We start from the raw sequence: 22,307 nt of genomic DNA on the forward strand, positions 1-22,307 counted from the left end.
TCTTGCTAAAAGACCAATCTATTGAAACTTTAAGAATTACTTGATTGAACTTGCTTATTTTTACGATATTGAGATGGCGTTATGCCTACTTTATCTTTGAAATACCGACTAAAATGTGACACACTCTCAAAACCCGAAGTACGAGAAACCTCTCCTAGCGATTGGTTTGGTTCCATCTCCAACAAATATTTCACTTGATTTAGACGACACCCCATCACATATTCCATTACAGTAAATCCTGTGACTTCCTTAAAAACATGTGAAGTATAATACTTGCTTAAATTCAACTCTGATGCCATTCGATCTAAACTAATTTTTTCGGCATAATGAGCATCAATCCATGATGCAATGGCCTCGGCATGATGTTCCTTTTCACTTTTCTTACTTGTCACCTGAGCTAAATCTTTTTGGCTCATTTTGTAAATTTTTAACAATAATTGAACCAACTCAATCTTAACTTCAGCTTCAATTATTTCGCTTGTTTGACCTGTTTGCTGCCTCACTTTATCACCATTCGAAAGCAAACTTACAATTCGCTCAATCTTGCCATCTACAAATTGCCCCGCTTCATCATACCCTGTACGTAGTAAAAAATTGTTCAGCTTTTGAAACGGATCCAATAAATTTGGGATTCCAAGAACAGACAATAATTCACTTAACCATGTCGGTGAAAAATGAATAACACTCCTCGTATACGTACTTACTAATCGTGGGTTTGGTTTATGCAAAGTTAAGCCATCTAATAAAATGATATCACCTGGCTGCAATTCGTATATCCGATTGTTAATTAAATACTTACATTCTCCTGCATGAAAAAAATATATTTCATATTCGTGGTGAGAATGAAAAGTAAATGAATGATCTAAATTTCCTTGCATTCTATACTGACCATATATCCATTCATCCATCTTTCTCACACCTTTACGAAAACGCTATCAATTAAGTAATATATAACTGAAGCTACTTTTATTTTAATGGAACTTTTTATAAAAAACATTCTCCAAAACTGCTTGGATTTTAATGTTTTTTGACTCATATTGCTTTTTGTAATCAAACTCCAGTAAAATACTAGAAAAAAATAGAGACAAACTTTAGACGCATTGAGAAGATTTTACAATATCATTTTATGATTTTACAATAACTTTTTATTTTGAATTTCACTTTATTTATCATTTATTCTAACTATTTTGGATGGATGATATTATTTCAAACCATTAAAGAGTTGTATCATAACTATTAAGACTCTGTTTTCAAGTGATACTACTTTTCTATTTCAATCACAACTTAGCTTTGTTGACGAAATTATTTCTCCATGCCCGTTTATCCCTTGTAATACAGAAAAAACAACCTACCACAATTATTTGAATTTTTCAATCATAGTTATATTTAGAAGTCTCAAGTTGCAAACCTGTCATAAATGATGTTATTTGGCTTTCTATTTGATTCGCTTCTGCTTCGCAAAGGAGGACTTGAATTTAGTAAAGTCACTGGAAAGAAAAATTAAACACATTTTAGTTTACCAACAATAAGTATTTTCCCCTTAACGTTCTAAACAATACTTTATTATTTCTTTTCTGATTTTTTACCTAATTATACGGAAGGGACAAATAAGATGAAGAAGGGATGCCTAAAACATTGGCGAAATAATATGTTATACCTTTTTTAAGGAGGTATATCCGTACCACTCTATGAATCAATAAACTAATAAGTTTCCGAGTTTGTAAAATAAAGGGGGAATAACAAGTGAAAAAAATTATTAATAAACCTGAAAATCTTGTGATAGAAATGTGCAATGGGATGGTCATGGCCCATCCCGAACTCGAGTTCTTAAAAAAGTATAAGGTAATAAAGAAAAAAGAAATGAACGAAAATAAGGTGACCCTAATTAGCGGTGGTGGTAGTGGCCATGAACCTGCACATGCAGGGTTTGTGGGAAAAGGAATGCTAGATGCAGCAGTTTGTGGAGACGTGTTTGCTTCCCCCTCACAGATACAAGTATATCAGGCGATTAAAGCAACAGTAAGCAAACAAGGTACTCTACTGATCATTAAGAATTACAGTGGGGATATCATGAACTTTAAAAATGGAGCCTACTTAGCTACCGAGGACGGTATTCAAGTAGAATATATCAGAGTAGACGATGATATTGCTGTAGAAGACAGTCTCTACACGGTAGGACGACGTGGCGTTGCAGGCGTTGTAATGGTACATAAAATAGCAGGAGCAGCAGCAGAAGAAGGTAGAGATCTAATGCAGGTCAAAGCCGTAACGGAAAAAGCAGCGACAAATGTTCGAACCATTGGTCTAGCACTAACCTCCTGTACGGTTCCGGCTAATGGAACGCCCACTTTCAAATTGAATGAGGACGAGATGGAATATGGTGTAGGCATTCATGGAGAGCCGGGCATAAAACGGGAAAAAGTTGCGACCGCAGACGAATTGGCCTTACGTATGACAACTGACCTTCTGAAGGATTTAGAACTAGATGATGATGTTCCTTCAGAAATTGCTATCCTAGTAAACGGCTTTGGTGGTACACCATTGCAAGAGCTCTATCTTTTTAACAATTCCGTTACTCGGGAGTTGAACAGCAGAAATATACGAATTTATCGAACATTTGTCGGTAATTACATGACTAGTATTGATATGGCCGGAATTTCCCTGACAGTGATGAAACTAGATGATGAGTTGAAAACATTGCTATCTAGAGAATGTAATACACCTGCTTTTAGAGTAGATGGACCAATTGAGAGTGTAGAATACGTTGAAATTGGGGATCCCGTAGAAAAGAATCCTGTTTTTTTCGAGACAGAAACAGCAATAGAACACGCTATTATCAAGGATAAGGTAATCACATTAGATAATATCATCTATCTTGTAGATAAAATGAGTGAAGTCATTATCAAGAATGAAGTGCCCTTCTGCGAATTGGATACACACGCAGGCGATGGCGATTTTGGGATGAGCATCTCCAAGGGATTCAAGCAATTAAAACGAGAATGGAGCTCGATCTTGGATCAAGAACGTTTACATATAGGGAACTTTCTTGATGCGTGCTCTATGATTATTATGGAACATTGTGGAGGTGCTTCTGGTCCAATTTGGGGCGCAGCTTTCCGAGCTGCTAGTAAGGCTACGGAAGACAAAATGGAATTAACAGTCGGAGAGTTTGCTGAAATGTTGCATGCTTCAGTCAAGGGAATACAATTTATTGGCGAGCGATCTTTTGGAAGAGGTGCAATGGTAGGCGATAAAACCCTTGTGGATGCGCTTGTGCCTTGTGCAAATTCTTGGTCAGAAAGTGCAGCTGCTGGCCTGGACTTTAAGTCCGCTTTTGAAAAAGGAGCAGCCGCGGCTGTTGAAGGAGCCGAATACACAAAGGAAATCGTTGCTCGAATGGGCCGTGCTGGTACGGTTGGCGAAAGAAGCCTAGGTTATCCTGATGCTGGCGCCTATGCTCTAGGAGTTATTTTTACTGAACTCTCCCGTAGTCTTAGATAATACCAGTTTTTTAGATGTTTTAGGATCAGTAATTATTTGAAAGTCAGTGTTAGTTCATTTTGTAATTGTTTATTTTGAACATTTTTCGACTAGGAGACACCTCTTTTGTACGGTTTTTGTGATTCTCGACAAATTAACAAAAACCATGCTATGAGGTGTTTTTTTATGACCTATTTTTAAGGTTATCGCTATATTTTTTTATATGCTCCGAACACTATACATATTGAAGTTCATCACATTTTCTTAGATGCAAAAAAAATAGATTTTTCCACTGTTTTTAATAATCATTTATCATATCACAGTCCGCATTCACTAGTGTTGTAACAGCACCAAAACAACTATTAATAATTAGAAAACTAGTTGAACCAGCTAGACCTATTATATCCTTGATAAAGCATTACGATTTTTTAAGAGTGCCTATAATCGCTGTGTCTTCTTTAACATGTTTAACTACACGCTCCTCTTTTAGTGGTACCTCCTTTTCCACCTACCGTTATCGTTGCCTTATTGCCACATCCTGCTACAAATAATATTAATCCAGAATTTACGAAAAGTTATTTTTTAATCTTCTTAATTGTTCTTGTTGCTTCATTGTTGCTAATCATGAGACCATAACCATCAAATTAACTAAAGATAAAGCTGATACATAATAAAGTAGTGAATTTGGTGGTTCTACTTTGTAGGATACTTTAATATGACATTTCTTTAAATCTTAAAAATTTATTCATAGTTTAGTAACATCTACTCGGTAAGATATAAAGGTAAAGAAACCCCAAGCTTTTTCATGAGTTTCCCATTAATTTGTCCGGTCAAATGCCGGATTTTTTTGTGTTCTACGAAGATACATCACGCTCTACTCTTTCCAATCCTCATATCTCTAGTATTGAAAGAATATATTCTTTCCTTATACCAGTATATTTCTCTCATTTTTAGCCACTCTATAATAATCGGAGGTGATATAAATGATTAACCCAGATCCTAAAAAAGAGACACATGTAAAAAAAGAGCTACAACAAAGTATTAATGAAGTAGGTCTTGATCCAGAGGAACAAGCTATGAACGGTCTATACGGAATGCCAGAAACTGATTTTGAAAATCGTCAAAACGATTCACTAAATTAAACCTGTGTAAGCATGGCTGCATAGTTATGCTTACATCAAAATTGATGCATGTATTGGTTACATACTATAGTCTACTGTATATTCTTGTTTTTTTTAGAGTATTCCTGTCAAAATAATTATTAAATGTTATCTATACTATCAGAAGATCTCTTGTTATTGGTGTTATTTTCAAGAACAGAATGCATTATTATCCCCATCTACACCAGCAGCTAAAAAATTAGATAATCTATTCAAATTTAATTAGTTGACGAAATTGGTCAACAAGCACCCAAAAGGGTCAGGTTCAAACAAAAAGAAAAGGACGAAACCTTATGTATTAAAGGTTTCGTCCTTTTTTCATTTCTTTTCCTACTTACTCGCCCATCCAGTTTGTATGGAACACGCCTTCTTTGTCAACACGTTGATATGTGTGTGCACCAAAGTAATCACGTTGAGCTTGTAAAAGATTAGCTGGTAAAGTTTCTGTACGATAGCTGTCGTAATAAGCAATTGCGCTCGCGAATGATGGTACTGGGATTCCACTCTCAATAGCCAATGTTAGAACTTCACGCAATGCAGATTGGTAACTTTCAGCAATCTCTTTAAAGTATGGATCTAATAACAAGTTTGCCAAGTTAGGATCTTGGTCATATGCATCTTTAATTTTTTGTAGGAATTGAGCACGGATGATACAACCACCGCGGAAAATCATCGCGATATCACCATAGCTTAAATTCCAATCATATTCTTCTGATGCTGCACGCATTTGTGCAAATCCTTGAGCATATGAAACGATTTTACTTAAATAAAGTGCTTTACGTACTGCTTCGATTAACTCTTCTTTTTTACCTTTAAATGCTTCAACTTTAGGACCTGTTAACACTTTACTTGCTTTGACACGCTCATCTTTCATTGCAGAGATAAAGCGAGCAAATACAGATTCAGTAATAATTGGTAGTGGAACACCTAAATCTAAAGCGTTTTGGCTTGTCCATTTGCCTGTACCTTTTTGTCCAGCCGTATCAAGAATCACATCAACTAGTGGTTTACCTGTTTCTTCGTCAACTTTTGTAAAGATATCAGCAGTAATTTCGATAAGATAGCTGTCTAACTCACCTTTATTCCACTCTGCAAATACATCATGAAGTTCTGTTGCACTTAAACCAAGTACATTTTTAAGAATAAAATAAGCTTCACAAATTAATTGCATATCCCCGTATTCTATTCCGTTATGAACCATTTTTACATAGTGGCCAGCACCGTTCGGTCCGATATATGTAACACAAGCATCGCCTTCAACTTTAGCTGAAATGGCTGTTAAGATTGGTTCAACTAGCTCGTAAGCTTCTTTTTGTCCACCTGGCATAATCGAAGGTCCTTTTAACGCTCCTTCTTCACCACCAGAAACTCCTGTACCGATGAAGTGAATACCTGTAGGCGCTAGTTCTTTATTACGTCTAATTGTATCTTGGAAGAAAGTATTTCCGCCATCCATAAGAATGTCGCCTTTTTCAAGATATGGTTTTAACGAATCAATTGTTGCGTCTGTCGCTGCACCAGCTTTAACCATTAAAAGAATTTTACGTGGCTTTTCTAATGAATTAACAAACTCTTCAACTGTTTTCGCACCAACGAAATTTTTTCCCTCTGCTTCATTCTTTAAGAACTCTTCTGTTTTGTCATATGAACGGTTGAAAACAGAAACTGAATATCCACGACTTTCAATATTTAACGCAAGATTTTTCCCCATTACTGCTAAACCTATTACTCCAATTTGTTGTTTTGACATATCTAATTCCTTTCTTGACGCTTTAGTTTTTTTTAAAAAGCATGATATGAGTCCTCTAATACCATTTTACATAAAATTGGTCGAATAAGACAGAAATATCTAATATAAAGTTTAGATAAAGTTTCACATTCAGACATGCTAATTGTTCCCGCAGTACCTTTAGCGTATGCAACCACTTCTCGTGATTCATCCAAGCTAATTGTACGCTAACGTTAAATTCTCCTGTGAACATAAAATTTTTCTGAAATTCGCCTTTTTCAATCATTTTTAGTAACTTAAATTTAAATCTAGTATTATTAATTTGTTTAATAAACAAATTAATAATAATTTATAGATAATTTAACACTTTTCTCATTGTTAGTCAATTAACTCGACAAGAATTTTTGTGAAAATCAGTTTTATTTTTTTATGTGTGTACTCTTAGTTTTATATGGTTACATACATAGGAAGCTTAAACACCGTAAACCCCTTTTGGACCATCTTCTACATAACACCAAAACTCCATAAAAAAACCAGGCATTTGCCCGGTTTTAAGAAGTTAACTCAACTTAATTTTTTCCCGCATTAACGGGCAGTCCCCTCCCACCTCAAGGTTTTAGGGAATCATAGTTGATAAGAGGGGGATGAAGCCCCCACTACTGATTGAAGTTTAATTTATCTTTCCAAGAAATATCTTTCAGCGTTGTTATATCCGATATTCCTAACCATTTGTTCAAGGAAAGTCATATCGTTAGGAGCTTTACCTTCTTCTACCCAATTACCTAAGATATTACATAAGATCCGACGGAAATAATCATGACGCTCGTAAGAAAGGAAGCTACGTGAGTCTGTCAGCATGCCGACAAAATGGCTAAGTACGCCAACATTAGCTAAATCTTTCATTTGTCTTTCCATGCCATCGATGTGGTCATTAAACCACCATCCAGACCCAAATTGAATTTTCCCAGGGACACCTTCTTCGTAGAAATTCCCCATCATTCCAGCGAGCACAGCATTATCTTTTGGATTTAAATTATAAAGAATTGTTCTTGGCAAAGCATCTTGCTGTTCTAATGCATCAAGGAAATGTGACAATCCTTCTGCTATATTTGCCTCACCTACTGAGTCAAAACCTGTATCAGGACCAATCAATTCCTTCATTTTTGTGTTGTTGTTACGAATTGCACCCATATGCAACTGCATAACCCATTGTTTTTCAGCATACATTTTTCCTAGTTCTTTTAAAAGGAATGAACGATATGCGACGATTTCATCATCTGACAATTGTTCGCCACTAATTCGTTTATTGAAAATCGTTTCTGCTTCTGATTTAGATGTTTCCTTATAATACATTTTTGGAATATCATGATCAGATGCGCGGCCGCCATTCTCATGGAAAAATGCAACCCGTTGTTTAAGCCCTTTCAATAAGCCATCCAAAGAATCAGACTCAAAACCTGATACTTGTGTCAATTTTTCAAGCCAACTTTCAAAAGTAGGTCGTTCTATAAAAAGTGCCCCATCCGGACGGAACGTTGGAGCAATGATTGATGTAAAAGTTGAATCATCTTTTAATAACTGATGATATTCAAGTGTTGACACTGGGTCATCTGTTGTTCCGATAAATTTTACATTTGATTTTTCAATAAATCCTCTTGCTCTGTATTCTTGCTGTTGCAATTTCTCATTGCATTCTTCCCATATCTCACGTGCGGTTTCTGGACTAAGACTTTTTTCAATACCGAAATAAGACTTTAATTCCATATGCGTCCAGTGATATAGTGGATTGCCAATTAAATGAGGAACGGTTTGTGCCCATGCAGCGAATTTATCATAATCTGATGCATCACCCGTAATGAATCTTTCACCTATTCCATGCATTCGCATAGTCCGCCATTTATAATGATCTCCAGCAAGCCATAATTGTGTTATATTTTCAAACGGCTTATTTTCCCACACTTCTTGTGGATCCAAATGGCAGTGAAAGTCAAAAATCGGTAGTTGATTGGCTGCATTTTCATATAAACTTACTGCAGTAGCTGAATCTAATAAAAAGTCTTTGTCTAAAAAATTCTTCAACGTTTTTCCCTCCAAATTTCGTGATTAATACTTATATAACGTAACTCTGTAAACCTTTTCAAAAAACAATAATAATATTTATTAAAATCCCACCTAATTAATTTGTTTATCAAACAAATTAATTACAAATCTAATTTATCATTTTTTTTTTATTTCGTCAATTCACTTTATCGAAGATATTCTTAAAATAGATAGGAATAATGTTATGAAAACTGTTATAATGAAAACGCATACATATAAACAGCTCATGAACGGGGGAATAAATGCATGATTACGGGGGATGCATCTTATATAAAAAAAATTAATCGATCATTAATCATCAGAAAAATCATAGAGGAAGGCATGATTTCCAGAGCAGATCTTTCGAAAGCAACAGACTTAACTAGAGCAACCATTTCAGCGCAAGCTGTTTCTTTATTAGAAGAAGGCCTGATTGTTGAAAAGCAACTAGAACATTACGCCGTCGGCAGAAAACCAATTATGCTTTCTATAAACGGTGAAGCAGGCTACGCGTTAGGTATTGACCTTGACTATGGCCACATTTCTTTTACTCTATCAAATCTACTTGGCCAGCCTATTACTACAAAAGTTATCGAAATAAATACTACAGAATACACAACGATTTTTCATATATTAATTACTGAAATCAAATCATTTATTACAAGTTTTTCAGACAGCCTCTATGGAATTGTAGGAATTGTCATCGGTATCCATGGACTAGTTACGAAAGATGAAGTTATTCAATATGTCCCATCCTTACAGTGGCGCGACGTCCCATTAAAAAAGGATCTTCAAAGAGAAATAGACATTAATATTTATCTTGAAAACAATGCAAACCTATGCTCGTTTGCCGAACGAGTCTATGTCCATCATGAAACAGACAACTTATTAAGTGCCAGCCTTTCTTCAGGGATCGGTCTTGGTATGATGATGAACAGTGAGTTTTTTCGTGGTCACGATGGATTTGCAGGTGAGATTGGCCATATGATTGTAGTACCTGGAGGGAAACCTTGTAAATGTGGAAATTTAGGTTGTTGGGAGCAATACGCGTCCGAAACTAGTTTTTTTAAGCAACTGTCTGAAGAACGTCAAATCAAGAATCTGAGTTATGACCATATTCAAAAATGGATTAACGAAGGTGATGAGATCGTACTAGCAAAAATTGAAGAATTTATTTACTATTTATCAATTGGGTTAAACAATATGATTAATCTGTATAATCCCGATGTATTAGTGTTATATAGTGAACTCCTTCGAATGTTACCAGATTCCGTCAATAGACTTAAAGAAAATCTTACATCTTCCATCAGTCATTACCGTGAACTGTCGATATCTTCAATTGGAAAAAAAGCTTGCGCTATGGGAGCATGTGCACTTGCCATCAAACATTTCTTGGATGTGCCGATGCTTAATTTAACCTATGAAGAAGAAACGCCAAAATCAAAATTAATCATATAGCCTGATCCCCTCTTATCCTGAATATAATAAAGGAAGGTGCTTTAAAGAGTTCGATCACACCTGCACAGTTCAGTGATTCTTATGCTTAATTTGAACTGAATAATATGGTTGCTGAGGTAGACCCTTTAATTGGACACCTTCTTTCTCGTAAGAGGATAATTAATAAATATCCCCAAAACCTAAAAAGCTTTAATCGAATTTATCCCGTATTTAATAGCAGTCCCCCCACCTCAAGGCTTAGAGGAATCGAAGAAGCCTTGATAGTGGATGAAAAAACCCGCTGATTGAAGTTTCAATTTACTTCTGTAATAACTTACACCCTCCCCCTTATCAGCTTAATTTACTCTGCTACTTTTAGCATAATCGACATTTCTTATCACACTTTAGCTCCATTTACCTTGAAAAACGAAGGATATTGCTTTGATATTCTCTGGTAGAGAATCTTTTCCTAATTACACCAAAAACCCCTTCTAGCACAATTGCTAAAAGGGGATTTTAGTTAGATATTATCAAATCATACTTTTATTTATTCAGAAAGCTTATGCAAGATCTGGTTTATTGTTATTTCTTTCTTTTAATTCACTGACGATTTTACTATATATCTCATCAGTCAATTTGTAAAACAACAATAAGATAATAAGTGCAATGATGTTGAGACTTGCAGGTACCATGAACATCAATCCTTTAAGGCCAAGCAATGTTTCTGAAGTTTGCTGTACGTTAGGAACATAGGCAATCAATCCTAACGCAACCCCTGGAATGAAACCTGCAAGTGCTTGTGCTAATTTACGGAAGAAGCTGTAAGATGAATAGACAACACCTTCAGTTCTTTCCCCTGAATTCCATTCATGATAGTCAACTGCATCAGCAACCATTACCCAAGGAAGACCTAAAGCAAAAGCAAGTCCAAAGCTTCCGATTGAAAATGCAATTAAGAATGTTGTCGTATCAGTTGGCAACACAAAGTTTACAATATCAGCTGTGATACCAATTATAAGCCCAAGAGCAAACGTTTTCTTTTTCCCAATTCGTTTTACTAGAGCTGGTATAAACATAGATCCCAAAATCGCAAGTCCAATACTTAGAAAAGTTAAAATTGCCATTAACCCTGGATTGTTTAAGTTATATTCCAAGTAATATAGCTGAACGGCTGTACGAAGATTGGTAGCTGCTATCATGAATAATGATACTAAACAAAGTACAATTAATGGTTTATTAGATAATAATAATTTAAACAAAACAGAAAGTGGAATTTTTTCTTTTCTTTGCTCTCTCACAATATTTTCGCTAGTGTTTCGGTAACAAATAAAATGGAAAATAACTCCAAGTGAAGCCATGATAGAAATGGCAACGATATACCCTGTTTCATGATCAGAAAAATGAAGAACAATTGGAATAACAGAAACACCTGCAATCAGTAAAGCCATTTGGCTTCCAATTGCTCGAAATGATCCTAGCGACGCGCGATCGATTGGATTTTGAGTCATTGCTGCAGATAAAGAACCATAAGGAATGTTTACAATGGAATATGCAAGTCCAAATGCCATATACGTTCCAAATGCCCACACGATTTTTCCATTATCAGAAAAATCCGGTGCTAAAAATGAGACAACTGTTAAGATGGCGAGAGGTATGGAACCCCAAAGAATAAACGGACGAAACTTTCCACGTTTTGAGATTTTCGTTCTAGAATCAACAAAAGCCCCCACACTCGCATCAGCGAAAGCATCGAAAATTTTCGAAATTAAGAATACTAGACCTGCCCAATATGCTGAAATTCCTAATATATCCGTATAAAATTTCAATAGATAGATTTGCCCCATATCGAACATGAGACCGTTTCCAACATCCCCCAAACCGTAGGATATTTTCTCTTTTAAACTTAATTTTTTACTAGTTGCTGTTGTTGTTTTTGATGCTAATGTTGGTGCTCCCATAAAAAACCCACCCCTTTTTCAGTTAAACCTGCTCATGTTTGTAATCCTTTTCAAAGGAAATTAAATAAAAAAGCAATACCCAATTTAGAATGAAATTAAATCAATTAATTTGTTTATTAAACTAACTAATTAATGATAAATGTAGAATATCACCTTCGACATTATTCGTCAACAAAAAATTGTAAGCGTTATAGAAAAATAATATTCCTTCTTGGGTTTATATTTAGAATTTTTAATCCAGTATTCCCTTTATATAAAAAATAAATTTTTTTGGTGCGATAGCTCTTACGCATCACCATTATTATGTCTTCTGTGATATCCCAGAGTTATTGTGTGATAGTAGTTCTGTCCAAATGGCTTATGGAACATCTTCATCTGTTTATGATAACCATTAACTTTTTGCTCCCATTAAACGGATTGATAGCAAATATACTACATCTCTACTTATTATTAATGTGCACCATTCTTGTATTAAAAGTACTTCTAAATTTATCAATTCCAGCAAATATTTTAGAAATGGCACATATAGTGTATAAAAAATCTAAATGAGGTGAATCCCATGAATTCTTTACAATCCAATTCAGATGAGATCAAATCTATACAACATACTTTTCTTAGACTATCTAAAACCAAACGGCTTGTGTTAAGTTCCCTTTTCGCCTGTCTAGCCGCCCTCTTTCAATCAGCAGGGGGATTTTTTCCTGGGATTGGTTATTTTATTAGTCCATTAGCCACTGCTCCAATCCTTTTTTGCTCCATGCTTTCTATTCCACTTGGTTCTATTTCTTATTTTCTGACTATCGGATTACTTCTAATTCTTCAGCCAAGTGAACTTATTATTTTCCCCTTTACAACAGGTTTGTTAGGGATAGCTACTGGGGCTTCTTTTTATTTTTTTTAAAAAAAGGTAACTATTATTGTTAGCGGTGCCACACTATTAACTGTTGGAATTATTATCTTATTATACGGTTTCGAATTCCCTGTACTAGGCCCTACTTTTTCTCAAACTTTTTCTTTTCTTTCACTTAGTTTCATTTTATTATTTGCTATCTTTTATAACTGGGTTTGGGTTGAAATTAGCATAATCATTTTTAAAAGGGTGAAACCGATTATATCTTCTTAGCTTCCAAATTACACCTGTATTCGGAATAAGTGGAATAGTACTTCCAGTCGGTATTAAGATTCTAAAATCTGTAATATACCTTTTTTTGTATTCCATAATTAACATCAATCGGCCGTTCCAAGCCGCCCCCCTGTTGCACTTGCTACAAGCCCAGTCCTATTGATAGCAATTGTCGTAATTTTTCCTGTTTCGTGGTGAACCCTCCTTTATAGTTTGGAGAGCACCCCATGCAGCCACCAAAAACTGTCGCTACATTTACTCCCCATTCGACCATAGTGTGCTTTGATTTTAACTATAACCCTTCGTTTGGTCCAATTGGGGAGGTATTAATCGCTGAGTTTGGAAGTGAGGCACCAGATACGACTGGTGGAAACCCTGCATCTCTAGTCGGTGACCGTGTTTCTAGTGGCTGTAATATTCCTTCGGGTTAAAATAGACGTTTTGCCACAGGTTGCACCCTGTTTAATCGGGCCAGCCGTACAATGTACAACATTCCTTGTCGGATCCATTAAATTTCATCCGTAGATTGATCAACAACGCGACTTCCTCGAACATCCATTCCATGATTACCGTAAAACAAACGATTTTTTCGATCAAATTTTAGCGGAAATGGATTCCTTAGTTACAAGAAACTATTCAAGCTGAGTTCCATCAAAATTCGCTCTCAAAATAACTGCCACTCGCTTTCACTATCCTTTTTTATATTCCGATAGGTAGGACACCGAATGGAGAGTATGCTCCTATCCATACTTGTTCACTTGATTGATTAAATAAAATATTTCCCGTTTCAAAATTTTGTCCGACTAGTGGAATGATAGAACCTGGATAATCATGAAAGTACGGATACTGCTTCACCCATCGGCTATTATCAACTCTCACTACACCGGAGTTAGTCGTGCCGTTCCTTGGCTGAAATACATCTTGCCATCTGGATCGAATATAACACGATTATTATGATGATCACCTAGGCTCGGTAATCCTGAAATAATATTCTTCTTAGTTCCATCTGATTTTACTATCGATTCACGGTACCTATCCTAAAAAAGCCTCTATTTCTATATATTCAAAAGAAAGTTGCCTTCATTCAATCATCTTGAAAAGACATCATGTATTAGATTTATAAGGTCACGTCAATTATTACAAGCTCATTTGATCTACATAAAGCCTCTTTCAGTGTATTTTCAAATTCAGCTACATGATTCACACGTCTTCCTATGACTCCAAAGCTAGTTGCCAACTGGACAAAATCCGGGTTTTGAAACATTATTCCATAGCTCTTTCCAAACATCTTATTCATCGTCTCCTGTTCCAATTTCAATATTGAATCATTTATAACAATGATAATGAAAGAAAGTCCGAGGCGCTTAGCCGTCTCTATTTCAGAGAAGTTCATTAATGCTCCACCATCCCCAGTTATACAAATTACAGTTGCACCGGGACAAGCTAATTTAGCACCTATTGAACCTGGTATTGCGATTCCCATCGAGGCCAGTCCATTTGATATTATAAGTCTTTTCGGCTGTCTAGGCTGATAAGTGCGAGCAATAGACACTTTATGGGCGCCCACATCAGAAATCACAATGGTGTTCATTGAAGAGAGTTTTTCGATTATATGTAGGATATTCTCTATCGTTAAAGGTAATGAATTTAGATCTTTCTGTATCTCTTCAATTTGATAGGATTGCTTGATTTTTTCTTGAAGATTCCCGAAAGGAACCCATGATTTAGTTGGGATATCAAGTTGATTAATTATCCTCAAGGTTTGCTTGATATTTCCAACCAGTTCTACTTGTACTGGATAATACTCATCCATTTCGGCAGGTATTGCATCCAGATGTATAATCGGCAGTTTCTTCTTATTCCATTCTTTAGGTAACTTTTCCACGAAATCAAATCCAATGACAATAAGTAGGTCGGCTTCCTTGATGACAGCTGATACTTCGTCTTTCTCATTAAACCCAAACGTGAAGAAATTAAGAGGGTGATGTTGAGGTAAAACGCCTTTTGCCATAAAGCTATGAATCACTGGTGCTTGAAGAGCTTCGATAAAGGGGTGGAGTTCAGCTACGGCTTCTTGTCTAACCACCCCGTTACCAATAATAACAAGCGGTTTCTTATATTGTTGCATAAGTGTTAGTGCATCATTAATCGACTCCATTACAGGGATGCTTTCTGGAACAGGAGTAATCGGTAAGGGGTTGCTTGAAATCATTTGACTTGCTAAGTTTTCCGGTAATTCTATTGCTACTGGTCCTGGTTTCTCCATCCTTGCGACTCTAAAGGCTTTTCGGATTATTTCAGGAATTCTTTGGGAATCTTTTATTTGAATACTCCATTTTGTTGCAGGTTCAAATACTTTTGCCATATCCAAATACTGATGAGATTCTTTATGTTGTCTTTCAAAAGCAGCCTGTCCCGTTATGACCACTACTGGTGAATGGTCTAGCTTCGCACTTGATATACCTGTCAACAAATTGGTAGCACCGGGTCCAAGCGTTGATAAACATACACCCACCTTATTTGATAATCTTCCATATACATCTGCCATGAAAGCGGCCCCTTGTTCATGACGAACATTCACAAACTGAATTTGATGAGAACGGGATAAGGAATCAACAAGATCAAGAATTTCTTTACCAGGAATGCCGAAAACATATTCGACCCCTTCGTTTTCTAAACATTGAACAAGTACATCCGTTACTTTCATATTGTCCTCCTAATGCACTCTTTACTTCATACATCCTTGCTTATAAAGTATCCAGGCTTTTCTTTTAGGATTACCCTATTCACTAGCAATCATTAAGAGAAGTAAATATTTTTCTCTACTCAATATAATTCTGTTTTTTAAAGAAAAATATTGTAGTCTTATTTTCAGTAACTTATGTATTTAAAAGGTGTAGCCCAAAAAAGAAAGGGTCAGACCCCGCAACAACTGATTTAGAGTGCGAAGTCATACCCTTATGAGATACCCACCTTTTGAACTAAGACAATACCGAACTTCCCATTAAATAACAGTCTACTTTACGTGCAACTTCTCGACCTTCATTAATCGCCCATACAATGAGGCTTTGCCCCCTTCTAGCATCACCTGCAGCAAAAATACCATCGATGTTTGTTTTGTAATCGCCATAGGCAGCATTGATTTTTTGATTCGTTATTTCTACACCGAATTGAGTTAATAACGGTTCTTCCGTTCCTTCAAACCCAATTGCGATGAAGACTAATTGTGCGGGCCATATTTTTTCGGATCCCGGAATTTCTTTGTAGAAATAATTCCCATTATTATCTTTTGATTTTTTCATTTGAATTGTGTGAAGCTCTTTTACATTTCCCTTTTCATCTGCAACAATTTTCTTCGTCTGAATGGAATATTCACGTGGATCGACACCAAATTTCGCTTCGGCTTCTTCATACGCATATTCAAGAGTAAAGACGTTTGGATATGCTGGCCACATATTTTCAGGCGTACGAGATGTCGGTAACTTTGGGTGCTTGCCAAATTGCACGACACTACGACAATTTTGACGAAGAGCGGTAGCGACACAGTCAGCTCCTGTATCACCACCTCCTATGACAATTACATCCTTGCCTTTTGTGTCAATGAACTGGCCGTCCTCAAAATTAGAATCTAGAAAACTTTTCGTAGTGGATGTTAAGTAATCCATTGCGAGGTGTATCCCTTTCGCCTCTCTGCCATGAAGCACTAGATCACGTTGTTTTTGAGCACCTGTACAAAGGATAATAGCATCAAATTCGTTTTGAAGTTCGCAAGCTGAGATGTCTTTGCCAACTTCCGTATTTGTGATGAAATTGATGCCTTCTAAAGTTAATAATTGGATTCGACGCTCGACAATTTCTTTTTCAAGTTTCATGTTTGGAATGCCGTATATTAATAATCCACCTGCACGGTCTGAACGTTCATAGACGGTTACATGGTGACCCGCTTGATTAAGTTGATCGGCACTTGCTAAACCAGCAGGTCCAGAGCCGATAATAGCGATTTTCTTCCCTGTTCGTTTATCTGGAATGCGTGCTTTGATCCATCCATTTTCAAATCCCTTATCAATGATGGTTCGCTCGATATTTTTGATAGTGACCGCTGGATCAGAAATGGCTACTGTACAAGCCCCTTCACAAGGAGCCGGACAAACTCGACCTGTGAATTCGGGGAAGTTATTCGTTTTAAGCAAACGATCTAACGCTTCCTTCCACCTCTCTCGATAAACTAAATCATTCCATTCTGGAATTAAATTGTGAATGGGACAACCTGTTGTCATCCCCTGTATTTCCATCCCCATATGGCAGAAAGGTGTGGCACAGTCCATGCACCGCGCTCCTTGCTGACTTAACATCGTATCAGAGAAAGGGGAAGAATATTCTTCCCAGCCGTTTAACCGCTTAAAAGCATCTCTATCATTTGGCTTTTGACGAGGATATTCCATAAATCCTGTTGTTTTTCCCATGTACCCCTCTCCTTCCTTATTTCATAATTGTTTCAAATGTTTGAACAGGTTTTCTTTGCTCTCGTCTAGCGTTTGCTTGAAATGCAGCCATTACAGCTTGTTCTTCTGTCAAACCAGTTAGCTTTTGATCTTGAATACTTTCCAACATGCACTTATAGTCTTTTGGAATGACTTTAACGAATTTTTCGGCGACGTCATCCCAATTCTCAATAACATTACACGCTTTAATACTGCCCGTGTATATATAATGACTAAGAATCATTTCCCACAGTATAGCAACATCGTGTCGATCATCGATTGCACCAAGTTCAATCATCTCTTGATTGCACAATGCCGTAAACTCATCACGATTATCCGGAAGAACATAAGCGACTCCTCCTGACATACCTGCCGCAAAGTTTTTCCCAACGTTCCCTAAAATAACAGCGCATCCACCAGTCATATATTCACATCCGTGCTCGCCAATCCCCTCCACTACAACGTTTACACCACTATTTCGTACTGCAAAACGTTCACCAACGAGACCGTTGATATAGGCTTCGCCGCTAGTTGCACCAATTAAAGCAACATTGCCGGCAATTACATTTTCAGACGCTACAAGCTGTGCTTCATGGGGTGCTTTCACAATCAGTTTTCCACCGGATAGTCCTTTTCCGAGATAGTCATTCGCATCACCAGTTAAATGAAGACTCATCCCATTTGGGACAAAGGCACCGAAACTTTGCCCAGCTGACCCTGTAAAACGAAGTGTAATTGTATCTTCATGTAAACCTTCTTTTCCATACCGCTTTGAAACTTCACTACCGACAATGGTTCCAACAACACGATTGACATTTGAAATCGGAAGCGTAATATCCACTGGTATCTGATCTTCTAAAGCTGGGAATACGTTTGGCAAAATTTCTAGAATATCTAGCGTTTCATTAATCTTATGGTTTTGAGGTGTTTTGAACGTACGAATTCCTTCAGGCTGATATAACAATGTAGATAAGTCCAAATATTTTGCTTTCCAATGATTCTTTGCCCGCTCACTTATTTGAAGGACATCGGTACGACCAACCATTTCCTCAACTGTTTTAAATCCAAGTTCTGACATAAGTTCACGTACTTCTTGGGCAACAAAACGCATATAGTTCACAACATGATCGGGATTCCCGTTAAATTTTGCCCGAAGCTCAGGATTTTGCGTTGCAACCCCAACAGGACAAGTATCCAAATGACAAGCGCGCATCATTACACAACCTAGAACTACAAGTGGCGCTGTCGCAAAACCAAACTCTTCTGCGCCTAATATTGCAGCCATGACAACGTCTTTACCTGTCATGAGCTTTCCGTCCGTTTCTAAAATGACTCGTTGACGTAAGCCATTCAGTATTAATGTTTGATGTGCTTCTGCAAGACCAAGTTCCCAAGGTAGCCCGGTATGCTTAATGCTAGTTTTAGGAGATGCACCTGTTCCGCCTTCGTAACCACTGATAACAATGACATCTGCAGCTCCCTTAGCTACTCCAGCTGCAATGGTCCCTATGCCTGCTTTTGATACTAGCTTCACACTGATTCTTGCATCACGATTGGCGTTTTTCAAATCATGAATCAATTGTGCCAAATCTTCAATTGAGTAAATATCATGATGCGGTGGAGGTGAAATGAGTCCAACACCTGGTGTAGAACCCCGCACTTCTGCAACCCACGGATACACTTTATTACCTGGAAGCTGTCCTCCTTCACCTGGTTTCGCTCCTTGAGCCATTTTAATTTGCAATTCATCTGCATTGACCAAATAATGGCTGTTTACACCAAAGCGACCTGAAGCAATTTGCTTTATGCCACTTCGACGGTTATCGCCATTTTCGGCTAAGATATAACGACTTGAACTTTCCCCTCCTTCGCCACTGTTGCTTTTACCACCTAAACGATTCATCGCAACCGCTAATGTTTCGTGCGCTTCTTTACTTAAAGAACCAAAAGACATCGCACCGGTTTTAAATCGACGGACGATTGAATCAACAGATTCTACATCCTCAATTGGCACTGCCTTACGTGATGGATCAAATGAAAATAAGTTGCGTAAGAAGCCAATCCTTTCCTCATTTGCCATATGGGAATATTGTTTATACAATTCATAATCACCTTTGCGGGTAGCCCATTGCAAGGTATGAATCGTCTTTGGGTTAAACGCATGGTGTTCACCGTCTTTCCTCCATTGAAAATCGCTTCCTGAATCTAACGTATCATCACTCGATTCAATAAATGCCTTCTTATGACGAATCCTAGCTTCTTCCGCAATAATTTTTAAATCAATGCCCCCAATTTGTGAAGTTGTACCGCAAAAGTAACGATTGATAACACTTGAACCGATGCCTACCGCTTCGAAAATTTGTGCACCACGATAACTTTGTACCGTCGAAATACCCATTTTTGACATCACTTTAACGACGCCATCGGTAACACTTTTAACATACTTATTAACCGCTTCTTTATAGCTAACTAATAAACTGCCATCTAAGATTGCCTCTTTATAAGTAGCATAAGCGAGATAGGGGTTGATCGCATCCGCACCATACCCAATAAGTGCGGCAAAATGGTGAACCTCTCTTACATCTCCGGCTTCAACGATTATGCTTACTTTCGTGCGATTTCCTTGTTTAATAAGATGATGATGTAGGGCACTTACTACTAATAAAGAAGGAATTGCAACATCATCTTTATTCATAAAACGATCGGATAATATTAACAGGCTTGCACCTTGATTTATTACTTGATCTGCTTCTAGGAATATACACTCGAGCCTTTTTTCTAAATTTTCCGAAAATAAAGTGTTTATATACGCACTCTTAAAGTCTTGAATCTCTTTTAATCGCTTCATTTGACTATTCGTTATTATAGGTGATTCAAGCTGAATCCTACGAAAATTTGTTTCATCTGGATGAAGCAGATTCCCTTCGGCGCCTAACAGCGTCATCGTTGAAGTAACAATTTGCTCGCGAATTGAGTCAATCGGTGGATTGGTGACTTGAGCAAAGGATTGCTTAAAATAGTTGAAAAGGGATTGTGGAAAATCCGATAATACGGCTAGTGGACTATCATTCCCCATTGAACCTAGCGGATCCTTTCCCTCAATGACCATTGGCAGCAAATATTTTATAACTTCCTCATACGTGTATCCAAACGCTTTTTGCCGTGAAAGCAAATCAGGGATTTCAACTTCTTCTCGTACCTCATTATCTAATTGAACAAGGTGTTCATCCAACCATTCTTGATACGGATAAGCCCCTGCCAGTTCCGATTTTACTTCTGCATCGGAAATTATCCGTCCTTGTTCTAGATCGATCAGTAGCATCTTCCCCGGGCTCAAACGTTCCTTATATAAAACATTTTCTGGTTCCACGTTGATTACACCAACTTCGGATGAGAAAATAATATGATCATCTTTTGTCACATAATAACGAGCTGGACGTAGACCATTACGATCTAAAACAGCCCCAATTTGTCTCCCATCGGTAAAGGATATGGCTGTCGGACCATCCCAAGGTTCCATCAAACAGCTGTGGTATTCATAAAATGCTCGCTTTTCATTCGACAAATGAGGGTTATTTGTCCAAGGTTCAGGAATGAGCATCATGGCTGCGTGAGCTGGTTTCCTGCCTGCAAGCACCAAGAACTCCAATGCATTGTCTAACATCGATGAATCACTGCCATTTATATCAATAATCGGTAACACTTTCGATAAATCGTCTCCAAATGCTTTAGAGACAAGCTTTTGTTCACGGGCTTTCATCCAGTTAATATTTCCTTGCAAAGTATTGATTTCTCCATTATGGATGAGATATCTGTTCGGATGCGCCCTTTCCCAACTTGGAAATGTATTCGTACTAAAACGAGAATGTACGAGAACGAAGGCAGAAACAAAAGACTCATTTTGTAAATCCAAGTAAAACGCATCCACTTGTTTGGGAGTCAGTAACCCTTTGTAAACAATCGTCCTACTGGAGAGGCTAGCAAAATAAAAACGTGACTCACTCTCTTTCGCCCATAGTTCAGCTTGTTTTCTAATAATAAATAATTTACGTTCAAATGCTAAGTCATCCTGGATATCAATATTCGCTCCGATAAAAACTTGGCGAATAATTGGGCATGTTTTCATAGCTTTTTTTCCGATTATTCCGACATCTACTGGCACAGTTCTCCATCCTAGAATTATTTGTCCCTCTCGTTCAACTAAGTCGTTTATTTGCGCCTCAATCTTTATTTGCTCGGTTTGATCATTTGAAAAAAAGATCATTCCAACGCCATAGCGCCCTTTTTCAGGCAAATGAAAGTTTAGGCAAACTTGACGGAAGAATTCATCTGGAATTTGCACCATTAATCCTGCACCATCTCCTGTAAGTGGATCACTTCCCTGGCCGCCACGATGATCTAATTGACATAGCATTTGAAGTCCCTTTTTCACAATATCATGTGTTGCGTTGCCTTTTATATGAGCGTATAAGCCAATTCCACATGCATCATGTTCAAATTCAGGACGGTAGAGACCTTGCGCTTTTGGTAGTTGATTAAAGGTCATGATTATCTTCCCCGTTTCTTTTTTACCAATATCTTTATTTTTTATTGTAATTTCCCCAATTAATATAAACAATATATCATTTAGATGTAAACCATATTGTTTTTATATAATTAATTACAATGATTTGAACATTACATCCCGATATTCTGATTAATCTAACTCAATCACTTTTTATCAATTGAAATTAACCAAAATTTTAAGATTTATCCTGTATTAACGATCAGTAACCGCTACTCATTGCGGTTTGACTTTATTCAAAAAAAGTTACTTTTTCACATTTTCAAAAAAACAATAGATCCCAGCGGTTCATCAAT

The 22,307-nt window shown here is 37.1% G+C and carries 13 protein-coding genes; 5 read left to right on the top strand and 8 right to left on the bottom strand.

Going from position 1 to position 22,307, the window contains the following annotated elements:
• Window positions 1-29 precede the first annotated feature (29 nt).
• The gene (locus tag HNP81_RS13240) at window positions 30-908 is read right to left on the bottom strand and encodes an AraC family transcriptional regulator (protein ID WP_182502925.1); all 879 of its coding nucleotides are present in this window, start codon (window positions 906-908) and stop codon (window positions 30-32) included.
• 835 nt (window positions 909-1,743) lie between these two features.
• Between HNP81_RS13240 and dhaK the strand changes: the two genes are divergently transcribed.
• Complete coding sequence (gene dhaK, locus HNP81_RS13245; protein WP_028390835.1) at window positions 1,744-3,501, top strand: dihydroxyacetone kinase subunit DhaK; 1,758 nt, start codon at window positions 1,744-1,746, stop codon at window positions 3,499-3,501.
• 962 nt (window positions 3,502-4,463) lie between these two features.
• Complete coding sequence (locus HNP81_RS13250; RefSeq protein WP_182502926.1) at window positions 4,464-4,622, top strand: DUF4021 domain-containing protein; 159 nt, start codon at window positions 4,464-4,466, stop codon at window positions 4,620-4,622.
• Between the two features lie 352 nt (window positions 4,623-4,974).
• On the opposite strand, the gene gnd is transcribed toward HNP81_RS13250, so the two are convergent.
• On the bottom strand, window positions 4,975-6,390 hold the full coding sequence (gene gnd / locus HNP81_RS13255) for an NADP-dependent phosphogluconate dehydrogenase (protein WP_182502927.1): 1,416 nt from the start codon (window positions 6,388-6,390) through the stop codon (window positions 4,975-4,977).
• Window positions 6,391-7,044: 654 nt separating this feature from the next.
• Window positions 7,045-8,448: a glucuronate isomerase gene (uxaC, locus tag HNP81_RS13260; RefSeq protein WP_028390833.1), complete on the bottom strand. Its 1,404-nt coding sequence runs from the start codon at window positions 8,446-8,448 to the stop codon at window positions 7,045-7,047.
• A 267-nt stretch (window positions 8,449-8,715) separates the two neighbouring features.
• On the opposite strand from uxaC, the gene HNP81_RS13265 reads away from it, so the two are divergent.
• Complete coding sequence (locus HNP81_RS13265) at window positions 8,716-9,906, top strand: ROK family transcriptional regulator (RefSeq protein WP_182502928.1); 1,191 nt, start codon at window positions 8,716-8,718, stop codon at window positions 9,904-9,906.
• 539 nt (window positions 9,907-10,445) lie between these two features.
• Here the strand turns inward: HNP81_RS13265 and HNP81_RS13270 are convergent.
• The gene (locus HNP81_RS13270) at window positions 10,446-11,843 is read right to left on the bottom strand and encodes a glycoside-pentoside-hexuronide (GPH):cation symporter (RefSeq protein ID WP_028390831.1); all 1,398 of its coding nucleotides are present in this window, start codon (window positions 11,841-11,843) and stop codon (window positions 10,446-10,448) included.
• Between the two features lie 559 nt (window positions 11,844-12,402).
• Between HNP81_RS13270 and HNP81_RS24445 the strand changes: the two genes are divergently transcribed.
• On the top strand, window positions 12,403-12,744 hold the full coding sequence (locus tag HNP81_RS24445) for a hypothetical protein (RefSeq protein ID WP_312859679.1): 342 nt from the start codon (window positions 12,403-12,405) through the stop codon (window positions 12,742-12,744).
• A gap of 449 nt (window positions 12,745-13,193) precedes the next feature.
• Complete coding sequence (locus tag HNP81_RS13280) at window positions 13,194-13,397, top strand: hypothetical protein (protein ID WP_182502929.1); 204 nt, start codon at window positions 13,194-13,196, stop codon at window positions 13,395-13,397.
• Between the two features lie 268 nt (window positions 13,398-13,665).
• Here the strand turns inward: HNP81_RS13280 and HNP81_RS13285 are convergent, their stop codons facing one another.
• The 4 genes from HNP81_RS13285 to gltB form a co-directional block, all read right to left on the bottom strand.
• Window positions 13,666-13,845, bottom strand: coding sequence for a hypothetical protein (locus HNP81_RS13285; RefSeq protein ID WP_084552245.1), 180 nt, complete (start codon window positions 13,843-13,845; stop codon window positions 13,666-13,668).
• Window positions 13,846-14,083: 238 nt separating this feature from the next.
• A complete protein-coding gene (locus HNP81_RS13290; RefSeq protein ID WP_182502930.1) occupies window positions 14,084-15,673 on the bottom strand; it encodes an acetolactate synthase large subunit in 1,590 nt (529 codons plus the stop codon).
• A gap of 274 nt (window positions 15,674-15,947) precedes the next feature.
• A complete protein-coding gene (gene gltD, locus HNP81_RS13295) occupies window positions 15,948-17,429 on the bottom strand; it encodes a glutamate synthase small subunit (RefSeq protein ID WP_182502931.1) in 1,482 nt (493 codons plus the stop codon).
• A gap of 16 nt (window positions 17,430-17,445) precedes the next feature.
• A complete protein-coding gene (gltB, locus tag HNP81_RS13300) occupies window positions 17,446-21,993 on the bottom strand; it encodes a glutamate synthase large subunit (RefSeq protein ID WP_182502932.1) in 4,548 nt (1,515 codons plus the stop codon).
• Between the last annotated feature and the right edge of the window lie 314 nt (window positions 21,994-22,307).

The sequence above is a fragment of the Peribacillus huizhouensis genome (genome assembly GCF_014138605.1).
Classification (GTDB): Bacteria; Bacillota; Bacilli; order Bacillales; family DSM-1321; genus Peribacillus; species Peribacillus huizhouensis.